Origin of the sequence: Halorussus amylolyticus (assembly GCF_004143485.2) — an archaeon.
GTDB lineage: Archaea > Halobacteriota > Halobacteria > Halobacteriales > Haladaptataceae > Halorussus > Halorussus amylolyticus.
Window position 1 is genome coordinate 344,112 of the sequence record NZ_ML974130.1, and the last position, 15,419, is coordinate 359,530.

At 64.4% G+C, this 15,419-nt stretch carries 13 protein-coding genes and 1 tRNA gene; 8 read left to right on the forward strand and 6 right to left on the reverse strand.

Annotated features, from left to right (window positions below; genetic code table 11):
• Positions 1-614 precede the first annotated feature (614 nt).
• Positions 615-1,526: a DMT family transporter gene (locus EKH81_RS01780; RefSeq protein WP_132058047.1), complete on the forward strand. Its 912-nt coding sequence runs from the start codon at positions 615-617 to the stop codon at positions 1,524-1,526.
• Positions 1,527-1,940: 414 nt separating this feature from the next.
• On the opposite strand, the gene EKH81_RS01785 is transcribed toward EKH81_RS01780, so the two are convergent.
• Positions 1,941-2,013, reverse strand: a tRNA-Arg gene (locus tag EKH81_RS01785).
• Positions 2,014-2,146: 133 nt separating this feature from the next.
• Between EKH81_RS01785 and EKH81_RS01790 the strand changes: the two genes are divergently transcribed.
• Positions 2,147-2,617, forward strand: a complete 471-nt coding sequence (locus EKH81_RS01790) for a hypothetical protein (RefSeq protein WP_132058046.1) — start codon at positions 2,147-2,149, stop codon at positions 2,615-2,617.
• A gap of 9 nt (positions 2,618-2,626) precedes the next feature.
• On the opposite strand, the gene EKH81_RS01795 is transcribed toward EKH81_RS01790, so the two are convergent.
• Both EKH81_RS01795 and hisB read right to left on the reverse strand, forming a co-directional pair.
• Complete coding sequence (locus EKH81_RS01795; RefSeq protein ID WP_132058045.1) at positions 2,627-3,130, reverse strand: TrpY family transcription regulator; 504 nt, start codon at positions 3,128-3,130, stop codon at positions 2,627-2,629.
• A gap of 279 nt (positions 3,131-3,409) precedes the next feature.
• Complete coding sequence (gene hisB / locus EKH81_RS01800) at positions 3,410-3,997, reverse strand: imidazoleglycerol-phosphate dehydratase HisB (protein ID WP_132058044.1); 588 nt, start codon at positions 3,995-3,997, stop codon at positions 3,410-3,412.
• A 99-nt stretch (positions 3,998-4,096) separates the two neighbouring features.
• On the opposite strand from hisB, the gene EKH81_RS01805 reads away from it, so the two are divergent.
• Positions 4,097-4,315 (forward strand): hypothetical protein, encoded by a 219-nt coding sequence (locus EKH81_RS01805; RefSeq protein ID WP_132058043.1) that lies wholly within the window; start codon positions 4,097-4,099, stop codon positions 4,313-4,315.
• Here EKH81_RS01805 and hisA read toward each other — a convergent pair.
• Positions 4,312-5,034, reverse strand: a complete 723-nt coding sequence (gene hisA / locus EKH81_RS01810) for a 1-(5-phosphoribosyl)-5-[(5-phosphoribosylamino)methylideneamino]imidazole-4-carboxamide isomerase (protein WP_132058042.1) — start codon at positions 5,032-5,034, stop codon at positions 4,312-4,314. The two genes, EKH81_RS01805 and hisA, sit on opposite strands and share 4 nt — an antisense overlap.
• Before the next feature lie 376 nt (positions 5,035-5,410).
• Here hisA and serB point away from each other — a divergent pair, with 376 nt between their 5' ends.
• Complete coding sequence (serB, locus tag EKH81_RS01815) at positions 5,411-6,049, forward strand: phosphoserine phosphatase SerB (protein WP_132058041.1); 639 nt, start codon at positions 5,411-5,413, stop codon at positions 6,047-6,049.
• Between the two features lie 93 nt (positions 6,050-6,142).
• Entirely contained in the window at positions 6,143-6,595 is a 453-nt protein-coding gene (locus EKH81_RS01820) for an Hsp20/alpha crystallin family protein (RefSeq protein WP_132058040.1), read from the forward strand.
• Positions 6,596-6,628: 33 nt separating this feature from the next.
• Here EKH81_RS01820 and EKH81_RS01825 read toward each other — a convergent pair whose 3' ends face one another.
• Positions 6,629-7,015, reverse strand: a complete 387-nt coding sequence (locus tag EKH81_RS01825) for a DUF7522 family protein (RefSeq protein ID WP_132058039.1) — start codon at positions 7,013-7,015, stop codon at positions 6,629-6,631.
• Positions 7,016-7,260: 245 nt separating this feature from the next.
• Between EKH81_RS01825 and EKH81_RS01830 the strand changes: the two genes are divergently transcribed.
• Entirely contained in the window at positions 7,261-8,319 is a 1,059-nt protein-coding gene (locus EKH81_RS01830) for an NAD(P)/FAD-dependent oxidoreductase (RefSeq protein ID WP_132058038.1), read from the forward strand.
• Between the two features lie 7 nt (positions 8,320-8,326).
• Here EKH81_RS01830 and EKH81_RS01835 read toward each other — a convergent pair whose 3' ends face one another.
• Positions 8,327-9,457: a S1C family serine protease gene (locus EKH81_RS01835; protein ID WP_132058037.1), complete on the reverse strand. Its 1,131-nt coding sequence runs from the start codon at positions 9,455-9,457 to the stop codon at positions 8,327-8,329.
• A gap of 168 nt (positions 9,458-9,625) precedes the next feature.
• On the opposite strand from EKH81_RS01835, the gene EKH81_RS01840 reads away from it, so the two are divergent.
• A complete protein-coding gene (locus EKH81_RS01840) occupies positions 9,626-9,907 on the forward strand; it encodes a DUF7964 domain-containing protein (protein WP_132058036.1) in 282 nt (93 codons plus the stop codon).
• A 223-nt stretch (positions 9,908-10,130) separates the two neighbouring features.
• On the forward strand, positions 10,131-14,828 hold the full coding sequence (locus EKH81_RS01845) for an integrin alpha (RefSeq protein ID WP_162224341.1): 4,698 nt from the start codon (positions 10,131-10,133) through the stop codon (positions 14,826-14,828).
• Positions 14,829-15,419: the final 591 nt, after the last annotated feature.

The following is a 15,419-nucleotide window of genomic DNA, read 5'->3' on the forward strand; positions in this document are numbered from 1 at the left end:
CGACAGCGATGCAGTCTTCGAAAGCCCCCGGACGCTCGCGGTCGCTGACCGACATATCCGCGCTCTCCGCACCGGAAGACAAACCGCGTCTTCCGAGGTCACGCTCACTTCGCTCGCGTGACCACCACCCGCGCGGATAGAGGTCGGTCAGACGACCAAGATGAACGCGAGCGCCCGGCCCCTTTCATTCCCGCCCCGCGGATTGGTCCACCGGCTGTTGCTCGGTGGACTGTTTCACCGGCTGATTTCGCAACGAGCCATCCACCCGGCGCGCGCTGGCGCTCCCTCGTGGAGCGCCATCAGTCGCGCGAGGGATGACTGAGTGACGCGCCGGAGGCGCGAACGAGGGAATCGGTTGGGGAGGGTGTGGCCTGCGGTCGCGGTGCTGTGCGGTCCTCATAGGTGACGTGCGAGCAGAGCACTACGGAAAAACAGCACATCCGGTACGAGCAGAGCACTCCGGAGAAACAGCACCCAGTACGAGCAGGACACTCCGAAGCAACAACATCCGACGCGAGCGACAGACCAGCGTCACCGGAACACCGTCACACCCCGACGCGTTCTCCTCGCGCGCAGACGGACAGCCTCAAGTCCTCCCCGGCGCGACTCCAATCATGTCCCGCTACCGCGACGCCGCCCTGTTCTCCGCGCTGGCGCTGCTTTGGGGCGGCGGTTTCACGGCCATTGAGGTGGGTCTCGAAACGCTCGACCCGCTGCTGTTCGCGGCCTACCGCTTCGACCTGGGCGCGGCGGTCACGCTCCTCGCGCTGGCCGCGCTGAATCGGCTCTCGCTCCCCTCGGACCGGTCCGGCGTCCTCGGTATCGTCGCGGCTGGCACGCTCCTGGTCTTCGGCAACGTCTTCTTCCTGTTCTTCGGGCAGGTCTACACCTCCGGCTCAGTCGCCGCGGTCGTCTACAGCCTGAACCCGGTCATGACGGCCGTCTTCGCCGCGCTCTTGCTCGATACGGCTGGACTGGACTTCCGGAGTATCGTCGGCGTCGGCCTCGGCCTGCTCGGCGTCGGCATGGTCGCGCGCCCGAACCCCGCGAATCCGGGAGCCGACGCGGTGGGTGCGCTGTTGGTCTTCTGTGCGGTTCTGGCCGTCTCCTCGGGCAGCGTCCTCGTCCGGCGCTTCGACGGCGACATCGACAGCCTCTCGCTGACCGGCTGGTCGATGGCGCTCGGAGCGGTCCTGCTCCACGGCGCGAGCCTGATAGCTGGCGAATCCGTCGTGCCCCCGACCGCGGTGCCGTCGCTGGCCGCCATCGCGTACCTCGGAATCGGTGGGAGCGCCCTCGCCTACGGCATCTACTTCACCCTGCTGGAGCGGACCGGCCCGTTCGCGGTCAACCTCGTCAACTACGCCATCCCGCCGGTGGCCGCGGTGGTCGGCTGGTGGTACCTCGACGAGCGCCTGTCCGCGCTGTCGCTTCTGGGCTTCGTCGCCATCCTCGCGGGATTCCTCCTCGTGAACCGTCACGCGGTGCGGCGCGAACTGGCCAAGGTCCGCGGCGCGCCGTGGTGAATCGGGGCGTGTGACTCGTCTGCTCAAATCTCCGTAGTTGGAGTTTCCGCGACGCAGTGTTGCGAGAATCACAGAGAATTCTCGCGGAGTTGCGTCGCGTAGAAACGTCCTGACGGAGATTTGAACTGGTCGAGACGGTCCGGGCGTGTGGCGCTTCGCGCCATTCCGGGCGTGCGACTCGCCTGCTCAAATCTCCGTAGTGGCGCATAAGCGGCGCAGTCGTGTGAGAGGCATAAAAGCCTCTCACGGAGTAGCGCCGCAAAATGTAGCGTCCTGACGGAGATTTGAACTGGCCCAGATGTTCCTGCTCACTTCGTTGCGCGGGCGTGCATCTGGTCTGCTCAAATCTCCGTAGATAGAGTTTCCGCGACGCGGACTCCTCGCTTCGCTCGTCGTCGTTGCGTCGCGTAGAAACGTCCTGACGGAGATTTGAACTCCGGTCACAGGCTCCGCAAGCCCATAGGATGGTCCACTACCCTACCAGGACTCAATCATTCCTTGGCCGGTTCTACTAATAGGGGTTACGGTCTGTGTTTCGAGTGGCAGGGGACCACACGATAACTCAAACACCCATTTTTCCATCCATGAAACCTATGAAACAGGGGGCCGTTACGTCGAGTATGAACCGACGCGAACTCCTGACGCGAACCGGCGCGCTCCTCGGAGCGGCCTCGCTCGGCGGCTGTCTCGGCCAGTACCCGAATCCCGGAACGGGCGATCAGACGACCGACGACTCGCCAACGCTCGCCGACGAGTCGTTCGAGGTGACGGACTCAGAATGCGGACAGGGGTCGAACGAGGCCACCGTTTCCTTCGAGGACGAGTCGGTGGTCGTCACCGGCACCATTACGGGGTCAGACGCCTGCCAGACAGGAACGCTCGCCGACACGAGCTACGACCCTGACGAAGGAATCCTCGACGTAACCGTCGCCACCGAGGAGCGAGAGGACACCGAGGTGTGCGCCGAGTGCATTACCGACATCGACTACGAAGCCACGTTCGAATTCGCGGGTGGGCTTCCCGACGAAGTGAGCGTGACTCACGACTCGATGGGCGAGTCGGAGACGGTCGTCACCGAGAAGCGCGAGTAGTCCGACAACTCACTTCAGCTCGATTTTCCGGACAAAGTCGAGATTCTTGAGGTCGTTCAGCACGTCGCCCGGGATGTCGTCGTCGGTCACCAGATACAGTCGCGGGTCGTCGGTGAACTCCGGGTCCTCGCTTATCGTCTGGCGAATCGAGATGCCGCTGTCGGCGAGCAAGCCGGTCACGGTCGCCACGATGCCCGACTCGTCGGCGTCGGTCACCTCGACCGTGAGGACGGTCAAGTCGAGGACGGGCGCGAGGTCCATCAGGCTCGGAATCGAGGAGATGTTCTGGAAGATGCGCCGGAGCTGTTCGTCGTCGAGGATGGCCTTCGTCGTCGAGTCTACGACCCGGCGGTCCACGTCGATTTCGCGGGCGATTTGGGTGTTCGGAATCTCGATGCTCCCGGAGACGACCCGCCCCTCGTCGCTGACCGAGAACCCGCGTTCGAGGAGGAGTCGGATTACCGCTTGTTGGGAGGGACTCCCCTCGAACTTCCGCATAATTTCGTCGAACATTTTGAAAATAGTGTGTTGGGAAGGGGCTTAGTGGTGTTGTTGTGATTTTCGGCTCTCCATTCACATCGGTTCGAGTGTTATCGGAAGATGGAAAGAGATAGCTACTCCCGGTACCTATGAAGACCGCACAGCACCGCCCCCGCAGGCCACGCCCTCCCCAACCGACTGCGCGTCTCACTCCCTCCGGTCGTTGCGATGCTCATCCCTCGCACGCATGGGCGCTGGCCCAAACCACGGGCCAGCGCCAGCGCGCGCCGGAATGGAAAATCAAGTGACGCGCTACAACTGCCCTTTCGTACTCGCCACGTCGCCCCGCCTATCGTCAATCCTCGTCGCGTCGTCCAGCGCCCGCGCCACGCTCTTGAACAGCGCCTCGATTTCGTGGTGGGCGTTCTCGCCTTCGACGCCGACGTGGAGCGTCAGGCCCGCGTTCATCGCCAGCGACCGGAAGAAGTGTCCGGCCATGTGGCTCGTCATCTCGCCCACGCTGTCCTGGGAAAATTCGCCGTCGAACTCGAACAGCGGGCGTCCGCTCACGTCCACGACGACCGAGGCGACCGCTTCGTCCAGCGGAACCTTCCGGTCCGCGAAGCGCACGATTCCGCGCTTATCGCCGAGCGCGTTCTCGAAGGCTTGGCCGAGCGCGATTGCCACGTCTTCGACCGTGTGGTGGTCGTCGATTTCGAGGTCGCCGTCGCATCGCACCGTCAGGTCGAACAGGCCGTGCTTGGCGAAGCTTTCGAGCATGTGGTCGAAGAACCCTACGCCCGTCTCGACGGTGGCGTCGCCGTCGCCGTCCACGTCGAGCGTGACCTCGATGTCGGTCTCGGCCGTCTCGCGCGTCACCGCGGCGGTTCGGTCGCTCATGTGCGAGCGTTGGCCCGGAGATACAAGGCCGTTGTCCTCCGTCATGTGACGCGCGTCTGACAGGGGTTTTTATATCAATTCGTTGTACGACTGCTCGGCATGAGAAAACGTGATGCGCTGAGTGCACTCGCACTGCTGACGGGAGGACTGCTCGCGCTACCGGGAGAGAGCGCGGTCGTCGCCGCGCCGATGCTGGCGGCCTGCGGTTACCTGCTCGCGGGACCGAAAAAGCGGCCGACTCGCGGGGGTATCGCCGCGAAGTTCGAGTCGCTCCGGAAACTCGGGGCGCTCCGGGCGCTCGGTGCGCGCTCGCGCTAAACCGACTTGGCTTCTTCGAGCGTGAACTCGCCCTCGTAGAGCGCGGTCCCGACGACGACCGCGCTCGCGCCCGCCTCGCGGAGCGCGCGCACGTCGTCGAGCGTGGCGACCCCACCGGAAGCGATGACCGGGATATCGACCGCCTCGACCACCGCCTTGACGGGGTCGGTCTGGACGCCTTCGAGTCGGCCCTCTACGTCCACGTCGGTGAACAGAATCGCGCCCGCGCCCAGTTCCTCGTAGCGTCCGGCGGCCTCGGCGGGGTCGAGTCCCGTGCCCTCGGTCCACCCCGAGACGACGACTTCGCCGTCCTTCGCGTCGAGGCTGACCGTCACCGATTCGGGGTACTCCGCGGATATCTCGGCGACGATGTCGGGGTTCTCGATTGCGGCAGTTCCCAAAATCACGCGGTCCACGCCGCGAGAGAGCAGGCCGATGGCGTCCTCGGCCGTTCGAATCCCGCCGCCTAACTGCACGTCCACGTCCACCGTGTCGAGAATCGCGTCCACCGCCTCGGCGTTCTTGCGCTCGCCCTCGAACGCGCCGTCTAAGTCCACGAGATGGAGCGTCTCCGCGCCCCGCTTGACCCACTGCTCGGCCGCCGCCACGGGGTCGCCGTACGTCTTCTCGGTGCCGCGCTCGCCTTGAACCAACTGAACGACTTCGCCGTCCTGCATGTCCACGGCGGGAATCACCTCGAACTCGGGGAATGCGGTCATGGGTGGGTGTTGGTAGACCGGGAGTTAAGGGTTCGTGCTTTCGTTTCGAATCGTAATTTCGTCTTTTCGTGTCGAATCGTGACGCTCGTACTGCGACGAAGCTAGCTACTCCCAGTACCTACGCAGACCGCACAGCATCGCAATGCAATGCGATACGACGCATTGCATTGCGACCGCACACCACGCCCTTCCCAACCGATTGCGGCTCTCGTCGCTCCTTTCAGTGGTCCGTGCGGTCCTCGTCCCTCGCGCAGTCGCACCCGACGGGTGCGACTGCGCGTGCGGGGCCGCGGCGAAGATGCGCGAAGTGAGTTACTCCCGCGCAACGTCCGCACCTTTCGGTCGTTTCAAGCCCCCGGCCCGAGAACCGACGTGCATGACGCTCGTCGCGTTCGACTTCGACGGCACGCTCTCGGACTCGGAGATGACGGTCCTCCTCGGCGACAAGAAGGACGTTGCGGACCAGATGGCCGACATCACCGAGCGAGCGATGAACGACGAAATCAGCTACGCCAAGAGCCTCCGCGACCGGGCCGCCCTGCTTGAGGGCTTGCCCGTCTCCGAAGCCGAGGCCGCCTTCGGCGAGGTGGTGCTTCGGCCCGACGCCGGAACCGTGATTCGGGAACTCAACGATGCTGGTGTGACCACCGCGATTCTAACGGGTGGGTTCGAGCGCGGGGTCGAGGCCGCCCTCGAAAAGGAAGGCGTCTCGGTCGATGTCATCGTCGCGAATCGGCTTCCGGTCGCGGACGGCCATCTCACCGGCGAGGTCGAAGGGCCGCTCATCGAGGGGACGAAAGACGACGCGCTCGAACGCCTCGCGGGCGAGCGCGAGATTCCCATCAGTCGAACTATCGCGGTCGGGGACGGCGCGAACGACCTCCCGATGCTCGAAGTCGCGGGTCTCGCCGTCGGATTCGTGCCCAAGCCAGCGGTTCGCCCGGCGTGCGACGAGGTCGTCGCCACGATGGAGCGACTCCGCGACCTCCTCGACGAGGAGGGGCTGTTCGACTGACTGTTTGGCGAATATCGACGCCTCAGCGTGCGAGACACTGTTTCTCGGCACCCTTATCTCCTCGCCGAGCCTATAGATGTGCGGTGAATTAGAATGACTCGATACGACCCCTTCGAGGAGATGGACCGCATGCTCGACCAGTTCCGGACCCGAATGTGGAACGCCGACCGACCGTTCGGCGGTCTCGACGTACCCGCTCGCGGGCGCTCGGACATCAGCATGGACCTCGACAAGCGCGACGACGAGTACGTCTTCGTCGCCGACCTGCCGGGGTTCGAGACCGACGAAATCGACCTCACGTTCGACAACGGTACGCTCGTCCTCGCGGCCGAACACGAACTCGACGACGAGACGGGCGACGAGATGACCGACGACGCGGCCCAGTTCCACCGCTCGCGCCGCGTGGCCGAGCGCGTGACCCTCCCCGCCGAAGTCGTGGCCGACGAAATCACGGCGTCCTACCGCAACGGCGTGCTGGAAGTCCATCTGCCGCTCTTGGAGGCGGAAGACGAGGACGACGAGACGAAAATCAGCATCGAGGACTGAGCCGTTTTTTGGGAGGGCAGGTCGCGATTCGACTCAGTTGACGGGCGCTCGCGCGCGTTGCAGACACTCGTCGGCGAACGCGGAGAACTGCGTCCCCGATTCGCTCGAAATGGCGACTGCGACGCCGTTCACCTCGTCTACCGGAAGGAGCAGGACGTGCATCCCCTCGTAGTAGGTCAGATTCGCCCGGGGTTCGCCGACTTTCGAGTTGAGGTGTTCGACTTCGTACAGGCTTCTGTGGACGGTCCGGAGGAGGTCGAAGTATTCTTCGACTTCACCGGTGGAGAACACACGCTCGATTTCGGGCCGCTGGTACAGCACCGAAAAGTCGTCCATGTCGTAGACGCTGACCGCGTACAGCGACTCGCCGACCCGGTCGCGGACGAATTTCAGGACTCGGTTTCCGCACGGAGGGTACATACACCACCAATCCCCGTCAACCATAAAAACCTCTCGGCCGCGCAACAGTATCGGCCGAACTTCAGTTTTTGCGGCTTCGTCTCTCGGTTCGCTCGGCTCTGTGACTCTCCACTGTCAGTCGTTCGCCGCGATGGTCTCGGTGACGCGCCCAGGGTCCGGTGGCACGCCTCCGGTCAGCGACCCTGCACGTATCTCTCTGCCCGTCAGCAAGTACACTTTTCCCGGCGCGCTCCGACGATACGACAGTGACCGGAGCGCCCACGACCGGAGGGACCACGACCACAGTCGCCGTCGTCGGCGCGGGCGTCGCCGGACTCGGGGCCGCCTACGCGCTCCGGGACGCCGACGCTGACGTAACTGTCTTCGAGCGCCGCGAGTCGGTCGGCGGTCGCGCGGCGACCCGCCGACGGGACGAGTGCGTCTACGACGTGGGCGCGAACTACCTCAAGAGCGACAGCGAGCGCGTCTCCCGACTCGTCCGCGAGGAACTGGCCGACGGTCTCGCCGAGGTCGAGGGAGCGGTCTGGACGTTCGACGCCGAAGGGGAAATATCGCCGGGCCGCGACGACGACGCACCCAAGTGGACCTACCGCGAGGGCGTGGCCGCGCTCGGTGAGCGCCTCCGGGACGCGGGCGGTGCCACGGTCCGACTCGGAACCGAGGTCACGGGTCTCTCTCGGGAGGACGAGGACTGGCGTATCGAGACCGCGGATACCACGCCTGAGACTGCGGACGCCGTGGTTCTCACCCCGCCTGCGCCCGCGACCGCGGGCTTGCTCGACCGCGCGAGGTGGGACGACTCGCGGCGCGAAGCCCTCCGAGACGAGATTTCGAGCGTCTCGTATCGCACGATTCTCACGGTCGCGCTCCGATACGACCGGCCGATAGACCGGCCCTTCTACGCGCTGGTGAACACCGATAAGGCCCACGACCTCGGGTGGGTCGCCCGCGAGGAGTGCAAGCCAGGCCACGTCCCCGACGGCGAGAGCCTGCTCGTCGTCCAGCCCTCGCCCGAGTGGTCGGCCGCGCGGCACGACGACGCCGACGACGAAATCGCCGAAGCCGCCGCCGACCGCACCGCCGACCTGCTCGACGACCACGCGCTCCGGTCGTTCGACTGGGCCGACGTGGTTCGGTGGCAGAACGCGCTCCCGGACTCGGGGGCCGACCGCGGCGCGCTCGCGCGCGCCGCGGACGCCGACCTCTTCTTCGCGGGCGACTGGGTCGCCGGTGAGGGTCGGCTTCACGCCGCGCTCGAAAGCGGTCTGGAGGCGGGCGAGCGAGTCGCCGACTCGCTCACGTAGGCGACGGCTACGCCTCCTCCGGCGGCGGTCGCTCGCCGAGCGTCACCCGGACTCGCTGGCGCTCGCCGTCGCGCAGGATTCGCATTCTCACCGTATCTCCGGGGCGTTTTTGGGTGAGGACGCTCGCGAGGTCCTCCTGCGAGGCGATTCGCTGGCCGTCCACTCGGAGAATCACGTCGCCGCCGACCGGGATTTCGAAATCGTCGATTCGCTTGCTGTCGTCGCTCCCGCGAAGCGTCCCCGCCACGGGCGACCCCGGAACCACGTCGTTCACCAGCACGCCGCGATTGACGCCGAGGTCGTTGGCGTCGGCGACGGTCGGCGTCACGTCTGTCGAGGTGATGCCGAGGTACGAGTGGGTGTACGACCCGTTCTGAATCAGCGCGGGGACGACCCGTTTGAGCCGACTCGCCGGGACCGCGAACCCGGTGTTCTCCCCGCCCGCCGCGCTCGCGGTGTTGACGCCGACGACCGCGCCCGCGCAGTTCACGAGCGGCCCGCCGCTGTTGCCGGGATTGATGGCCGCGGTCGTCTGGATGGTGTTCGGAATCGTGAACCGCGGTCCCTCCGCGGCGACCGCGGGCATCGACCGATTCGTTCCGCTCACGATGCCGTCGGTGATGGTTCCCTGAAGCCCGAGCGGGCTTCCGAACGCCGCGACTCGCTGGCCGGGTTCGGGTTCGCTCGCGTTCACCCCGAGCGGGTCGGCGTAGTCGGGTGCGTTCCCGACTCGGAGGACCGCGAGGTCGCTGTAGGCGTCGGTGCCGACGACTTCGGCGGTCCGCCACTGGCCGCGGTCGAACTGGACTTCGACCTCCGAGGCGTTGCCGACGACGTGCTGATTCGTAACGACGTGCCCTGACTCGTCGTAGACGAATCCCGACCCGAGTCCGCTCGCGTTCTGGCCGCTGACCCGCACGGTGACGACCGACTCTATCGTCTCGTCGTACAGCGATTCGAAGTCGCACGCGATTTGGGTCTGGACGCTGGCGTGCGTGACGCGCAGTTCTCCGTCCGAGTCGTCGAGCGCGTTCGACTCTCCGAGTGAGGGCGCAGGCGCTCCAGCGCCTGCGCCCGCGCTCGCCGGTCCCACCCCGAGAAGCGCGAGTGCGAGAAGTACGGCGAATGGTTCGCGCATGCGACCCGGAAACGGCACCGTCCGCAAAGAAAGTCGTGGCCTCCTTCCAATCTCTGCGGTTCGTAATCCGGGTCGTCCGTAGTCCGGGTCGTCCGTAGTCCGGGTCGTCTCGTTCCTGCCGAACTTCGAGACGGGTGTTTTTTGTGACAGACGCGCAACGCCGGAGATATGTCCGAACCAAGCGTCTTGGAATCACTCCCCGACCGCGCGATGGCGGAGTCCGAAGTCGAGCGCCTCGGCGCGAGCGAGTCGGTCGCGTGGACCGACTCGCTCGCGCTCGGGTCGAACGCGAAGGCCGGTACCGTCGGGTCGTGGATACTCGAAGCCGACGGCACGGCTCACGTCCTCTTCTACGGGATGGACGGTTGGGTGTCGAAGGGGTCGTTCGACACCGACGGACTCGACGCAGACGAAAAGCGCGAGCGCGCCGAGGAACTGCTCGGGATGTAGCGAGACGCGTTCCGGGCGGTCAGCGGACGCCCGGAATTCTCCAATACCGGGTCGTCGACCGCGTTATGGCGTCCGTATTCGCACTGGTAATTTAGATTACGGTTACTGCGACCTGCGAATAACAATGTGTGGAACTAGTGACTAGTTCGGCGTAGGGATGATACCAATCGAAGACGGACCGGCGCGACGAAAGGCTATCGCGGTGCTTCTCGCTTGCATCGTCGTGACCAGTGTCCTTTTTACGGGAGTGGGGTTCGCTGAACCGACGGGAGTTTCAGACGGTGAAACCGACGTAGTCGATGCACAGAACGGTAGTCAGGACGACGAGGGGTCGATGACGCCCACGGGGTTGGTCGACCTCGAAAATAGCTCGACAAAGGTGACGGGTGCAGAATCCGGCGAGCAGTCGGGATGGTCGGTAACCAACGCTGGCGACGTGAACGGCGACGGCATCGACGATGTCGTCGTCACCGCGCCGTTCAACGACGGAGCCGGAAACGATTCCGGTGCGGTGTATCTGTTCTACGGTCCCGTCGATACGGACGACCTCGATGTCAGCGAGGCCGACGCGACACTCGTCGGCGAGGACGCTGGCGACTGGGCTGGCTTCTCCGTCGCGACGGGCGACCTGAACGGGGACGACCGGTCCGAACTCGTCGTCGGGGCACCACGCGCCGGGGATTCGGGCGCGGTCTACGTGTTCGAGGACGGGCGCTCGCTCTCCGGAACGGTCTCGCTCGCCGACGCCGACGCGAAAGCGACGGGCGAAGCCGAGGGCGACCGTGCAGGGTGGTCGGTCGCGGCCCGCAACGTCTCGAACGCCAGCGAACCGGGTCTCGTCGTCGGCGCTCCGACGGACGAACGGAGCCCTGACAACGGGTCCGCGTACCTCCTCTCGCTGGAGTCAGCCGAGAGCCAAGCCGACCTCTCGGGGGCGGACGCGAAGCTCGTCGGCGAGGAGAACGGCGACCTCGCTGGCTGGTCGGTCGATTGGACCGGTGACGCGCAGGCGGTCGTCGGTGCCAGATGGCACGACGGCCCGGCCGGAAACGACTCCGGGGCCGCGTACCTCGTCTCGGAGGACGTTCGCGGCGAGTCGAGTCTCGCCGACGCCGACGTGAAGTTCGTCGGTTCGAACGCCGGTGACAACGCCGGGTTCTCCGTGAGTGGCGTGGGCGATGTCAACGGTGACGACCGCGCCGAGGTTGCCATCGGCGCGCCGCTCAACGACGACCGCGGGCCGAACGCTGGCACCGGCTACATCGCGTTCGAGTCCGACTCGCTCTCGGGCGTCGTCGACCTCGCGGACGTTGGCGGGCGTGTTCAAGGCGAATCGGCCGGGGACCGATTGGGATGGTCGGTCGGGAGTGCTGGCGACATAGACGCCGACGGCTACGCCGACCTCCTCATCGGTGCGCCGAATCACGACCAGCGCGGTGCTGCCTACTTACTCTACGGGAGTTCGACGGCGGGTCAACTGAAGGTGGCGAAGCTTCAGGGCGAAGGCTCCGGCGGCATGGTCGGCGCGTCCGTCGCGGGTGTCGGTGACACGAACGGCGACGGGACGGACGACGTTCTCGTCGGCGCGCCCGGCGAGGGCGAGTCGGCCGCTGGCGCGGCATACCTGCTCACCGGCACGTCCGGAGGGCTGGAACAGGAGGCCGACCGGCAGTCTGCAGGCGGTGTGCTCGAAGAAATCGAACAGACGCTCGACCGGCAGTCCGAAGGCGGCCTCCTCGAAGCAGTCGAACAGGTACTCGACCGGCAACTGATTGCCGACGAGGACGAGTCCGAGAGCGAACGCTCCGACGGACGAACGGGCGATGTGGAGCAAGGTGTCGAGGACGAACAAGGCGTCGAGGACGAACAAGGCGTCGAGGACGAACAAGGCGTTGAGGACGAACAAGGCGTCGAGAACGACGCTCAGGTGGATGAGTCGGAGCAAAACGGCGAAGCGGATGCTGGGGAAGACGAACCGTCGAGCGACGAAAGCCGAGCGGGCGCGAACGAGCAGGTCACCGAGGAGGTGTTCGACGGCCCGGAGGGAGACCAGAACTCCGACCGGCAGAGCGACGGCGAGGGCAGTTCCGAATCGGACGCCGATGTCGGCGAGAACGACGCGAGCAGTGACGAGCGGCGCGACGACGGGCAAGCGAATAGCCCGACCGAGAACGACGACTCGGCGGCCGACGAATCGTTCCAGGACGACGAACCGGACGGCGGTGACGCCTCGTCGGACGACGCGAGCGACGGACAAGCGAGCAATCCGTCAGAAAACGACGAGTCGGTGGCCGACGACGGCGAGCGAGACGGGAGCAATGCGGACGACAGCGAGGTAGACGACGGTACTCCGGACGAGAGTGGAGACGAAAGTGAGTCGGACGAAGGCGAGGACCGCGGCCAAGACGAGGCGAGCGATGGCGAGAGCGACGGAGGTGAAAGCAGTTCGGACGAGAGTAACGAAGACGAGAGCAATTCGGACGGAAGTGGTGAAGACGGGACTAACGACCGCAATCAAGACGAGAACACCGAGGAAGATAACCAAGACGAGAGAACTGGCGGGGAGGAAGACGAAAACAGCGACGAGACCGGGGACGACAACGACGGAGACGAGCGCAACGAAGGCGAGGGCGACGGAGACGAAAGTGACGAGGACGACCGAGACGGAGATGAGAGTGACGAGAACGACCAAGACGAAGACGACCGCAATGAGGACGACGAGAACAACGACCGAGACGAAAACGAGAGTGACGAAGGTGAGGACGACCAAGACGACCGAACGGACACGGGAAGTGACGAACAGGAACAACAGCAGGGCGTCTTCATCTTCCAGAATCAGTGTCAAAGCCAGGAAAACGGCGACCAACACCAGGAACAGAATCAGGGGATAACCGGGGACCAGACGCAACAGCAGTCGGGCGATTCGGCAGTCGTGCAGTCCCAATCCCAGAGCATCTACGTCGAGCAGAATCAGTGCCAGCAGCAGGGCGACGGCACCGACAACGACCAGACGCAGATGCAGTTCCTGAACATCGTCTTCGTCCAAGACGAGAGTCAAATCGAAGACGGCGAAGACGACGCGCAAAGTCAGGACCAATTCATCGACTCCGACCAATCGTCTTCGCAGAATCAGGAGGACGATTCCCAACGGCAGACCCAGACGCAGGTGTTCACCGTCTTCTTCATGCAGGACGAGGACCAGTCGGCTGGCAACGACTCGAACCGACAGTCTCAGGAACAGCGTATTGAGATTGACCAGAACGGCGACCAGACCCAAGGGAACGGGACGAACCAGACTCAGACCCAGTACCAACGGACCAACGTCGTCTACATGGGACAGGAACAGGTCCAGGACGACCAGGCCCAGTCTCAGAACCAATCGGTCGATGCCGAGCAGTATCAGAACCAAGAGCAGGACGAGAACGGGAGTCAGAACCAGACCCAAGCGGAGAACGTCACGATAGCGCAGAATCAAACGCAGGGCCAGCAGAACGCCTCCGCGAACCAGACGCAGAATCAGTCGGTGGCCGTCAATCAGAGCCAGAATCAGTCTCAGGGCGGCGAGGAGTTCAATCAGACTCAGAATCAGAGCCAGCGCGTCGAAGCCGAGCAGAACGCCACCCAGAGCGGCGGTGAGAACCAGACCCAATCTCAGAACCAGACGATTAGCTCGAACCAGAGCCAGTCCCAGAACCAGACGCTCGAAAACGATTCGGCCGACCAGCGCGTTTCGGTCGATGCGAACCAGTCGCAGGTGCAGAACCAGACCGGCGACAACAACACCCAGTCGCTGAATCAGACCGGTTCGGTGTCGGCGAACCAGACCCAGAATCAGTCGCGGAACACGTCCGGGACGACGGCGGACCCGAGCGAAGCGGCGTCGGCATCCTCGACGGAGACCGAGGCGGGTGAGGCTTCGGACGAAGACGCCGAGACGGACGAGTCCGTGGACGAGGACTCCGAAGCGGACGAACCGACGACCGTCGAGGAGACGCAATCGACGGACACCGAGACGGACGAATCCGAACGCGACTCGACGACTTCGGACTCCGAGGATGCCGAGTCGTCGAACGACGAGACGGACGACAGTGACGACTCGCCGGACGAGAACGCGGAGGAACAAGACCGGTCCAGAGAAGATACGGAAGAAGGAGGGACATCCAGCGAGAACGCGGAGAAGAGCGAATCGACGACCGGGGAAGACGACACCGAGGAGGATTCGACGACGAGCGACGACGAGGACCGTAGCGCCGACGGACCCGGCGACGAGACTGACGAACAATCGTCGTCGAGTGACGGTGAAAACGAGGACGAACCGGCAAGCGACGGCGGAGACGACGACCCCGAGGAGACCGAAGAGACGGACGGCGAAGAACCGCCGTCGGATGAGAACGCCGAGGAGGACGAATCGGAAACGAATGAACCGACCGAGTCGGAGGAAAATGACGGTGACGACGCGGAAGCAAACGACAACGACGAGGAAGCGGACGAGGACAACGAGGAAGAAAGCGATAACGAAGCAGGGGAAGAAAACGCCGACAACGACGGAAACGAGTCGTCGGCCGATGAAGGCGAGTCCGAATCGGACGCCGAGACGGATGACTCAGATGCCGACGAAAGCAACGCCGAGAACGAGGGGACGGACGGAGACGAGTCGAACGACGAGACCACGGAAGACGACCAGTCGGACGAGAGCGAAGCCGAGGGGGACGATACGTCGGGTGAGGACGCCGAGGCGGGCGAAGAAGACCAATCCGACGAAAGCGAGAACGAGGGCGACTCGCCGTCCGAGGAGAACGACGAAAGCGAGAGTAGTGACGGAGACAGCGAGGAGACGGAGACCGGCGAAGACGCCGAACCGTCCGACGAAGGAACGGGGAACGAATCAGACGCCATCGTAACCTCGCCGACCATCGGGTAGGCCGGTCTCACTTTTCCGAACGACTTCGAACGCCGCCGTCCACGAACGACGGACGCCCGCTCGCTGACGCGATTTTGTATCGGCGACAGGCACCACGGACCGCCGTGGCGTTTTTCGCTCCGGCATCGATTACAGTCGGGGAGTCCAATCGCGGCTATCGCTCAGCGATTTCGTAGCGAGAGCCGCGACATTTCGGGCGACAGTGAGTCGAGCATCGCCGAACGAGCAGTCGTCGCGCTCCGGCCTCGGCCGCGTCCGTCCGGTGGCGTACCGGTCTCCGTGAACGAACGTTACGAGCATAGACATCGTCAAGGATGAGCGTCTGAACCGAGTGTATGCTCGCTTACCGTCGTCCAATCACCAGAAGAGGGCGTGTTAGAATGTCGCATGATTCTGTCCTGAGTCTGGTTCGAATCGACGTGTTGGCGCGTTCGAGCGTTTGATACTACTCCTGAAACACACGTTTCCGCTATTCGAGATGGACGTTTCTTTGCTTGCGACCCGATTTACTGGTCGTTACTGTTATCCTCCTCGGTAGAAATTCCGATTATTGATGTGTGGGAGTGCCAATAACAAAACCACGGTTCGTTG

Coding starts and splice junctions, on each gene's coding strand:
- EKH81_RS01780 (WP_132058047.1), top strand. CDS start 615: ATGTCCCGCTACCGCGACGCCGCCCTGTTCTCCGCGCTGGCGCTGCTT.
- EKH81_RS01790 (WP_132058046.1), top strand. CDS start 2,147: ATGAACCGACGCGAACTCCTGACGCGAACCGGCGCGCTCCTCGGAGCG.
- EKH81_RS01795 (WP_132058045.1), bottom strand. CDS start 3,130: ATGTTCGACGAAATTATGCGGAAGTTCGAGGGGAGTCCCTCCCAACAA.
- hisB (WP_132058044.1), bottom strand. CDS start 3,997: ATGAGCGACCGAACCGCCGCGGTGACGCGCGAGACGGCCGAGACCGAC.
- EKH81_RS01805 (WP_132058043.1), top strand. CDS start 4,097: ATGAGAAAACGTGATGCGCTGAGTGCACTCGCACTGCTGACGGGAGGA.
- hisA (WP_132058042.1), bottom strand. CDS start 5,034: ATGACCGCATTCCCCGAGTTCGAGGTGATTCCCGCCGTGGACATGCAG.
- serB (WP_132058041.1), top strand. CDS start 5,411: ATGACGCTCGTCGCGTTCGACTTCGACGGCACGCTCTCGGACTCGGAG.
- EKH81_RS01820 (WP_132058040.1), top strand. CDS start 6,143: ATGACTCGATACGACCCCTTCGAGGAGATGGACCGCATGCTCGACCAG.
- EKH81_RS01825 (WP_132058039.1), bottom strand. CDS start 7,015: ATGTACCCTCCGTGCGGAAACCGAGTCCTGAAATTCGTCCGCGACCGG.
- EKH81_RS01835 (WP_132058037.1), bottom strand. CDS start 9,457: ATGCGCGAACCATTCGCCGTACTTCTCGCACTCGCGCTTCTCGGGGTG.
- EKH81_RS01840 (WP_132058036.1), top strand. CDS start 9,626: ATGTCCGAACCAAGCGTCTTGGAATCACTCCCCGACCGCGCGATGGCG.